This window comes from Bergeriella denitrificans NBRC 102155 (assembly GCF_001592185.1).
Taxonomy (GTDB): Bacteria; Pseudomonadota; Gammaproteobacteria; order Burkholderiales; family Neisseriaceae; genus Neisseria; species Neisseria denitrificans.
Genome location: NZ_BCWL01000336.1, coordinates 1 through 1,172, shown reverse-complemented (window position 1 = coordinate 1,172; position 1,172 = coordinate 1). Strand labels below are relative to the sequence as shown.

Genomic DNA, 1,172 nt, shown 5'->3' with positions numbered 1-1,172 from the left:
GTGGGTCAATTTTTATGGTCTGGATGGTTATACGGTATAAAAAAGCCGTCTGAAAATGGGATTTTTCAGACGGCTTTTTTATGATTGTTTTGCTACTACGGAATATGCTATCCGTTTTGGTGTTTGACTGGCTGAGAGAAATACGAAAAAAGACCGGATTTGCATCGGCAGCTCCGGTCTTGCTGTTTTGTAAGCTTCAGGCGATTTGGTAATCTAAGACGAAGCGTGCGCCTGCGTCTTGCGCCAGCGTGGCGGACAGCGCGGGCAGGGTGTCTGCCAGCTGGGCGGCCAGCAGATAGGGCGGGTTGATGACGAACATGCCGCTGCCGTGCATACCGAAGCCGTCTGCGCGGGGCGTGTGGACGTGCAGCTCGGTGTGCAGGTAGTTTTGCGGGGCGAGTTTTTTGAGCTGCTCGGGCAGGTTTTGGCTTTCTTCACGGCTCAGGCAGGGATACCACACGAGATAACAGCCGGATTCGAAGCGTTTGCGGGCTTCTTTCAGGGTGTGCACCACGCGCTGGTAATCCTGTTTTTCTTCGTAGGGTGGATCGATGAGAACAACGGCGCGGCGCGGCGGCGGGGGCATCAGGGAAATCAGCCCCTGATAGCCGTCGGCTTGGCTGATTTGGCCGCGCCGCCCCAGGCGGGCTTCGCGCATATTGTTCTGCAGATGTTGGAAGTCGGCAGGGTGTAGCTCGAACAGGCGCAGTTTGTCGCTGCTGCGGGTTTCTGCCTGCGCCAGCCAGGGTGAGCCGCAGTAAAGATGTTCGGCGGGCAGGATGGTTTTCAGACGGCTCAGGAAATCCTGCAGGGCGGCCGGCAGCCGGTCGGCTTGTTGCAGGCGAGCGATGCCGTGGCGGTATTCGCCGACTTTTTGCGCTTCTGCACCGCCCAAGTCGTATAAGCCCGCGCCGCTGTGGGTGTCGATATACCAGTAGGGTTTGTCTTTGCGGTTGAAGTATTCGAGCGTGAGGTAGAGCACGAAGTGTTTGAGCATATCGGCATGGTTGCCGGCATGATAGGCGTGGCGGTAGCTGAGCATGGGGAAAGGCCGTCTGAAAAATGGCGATTATATAGTGAATTAAAATAAAAAAGCTACGGCGTCGGCTGCGCTCTGTATCTTTCTTATTTGAACTATAGTCGAAGAACTGAATTTCTGCTACGACGTTGGC

The 1,172-nt window shown here is 55.5% G+C and carries 1 protein-coding gene; it reads right to left on the bottom strand.

What is annotated here, in order from left to right; all coding sequences use genetic code 11:
* Window positions 1-196 precede the first annotated feature (196 nt).
* Window positions 197-1,042, bottom strand: coding sequence for a 23S rRNA (adenine(2030)-N(6))-methyltransferase RlmJ (locus tag BDE01S_RS10635; RefSeq protein ID WP_066081392.1), 846 nt, complete (start codon window positions 1,040-1,042; stop codon window positions 197-199).
* Window positions 1,043-1,172: the final 130 nt, after the last annotated feature.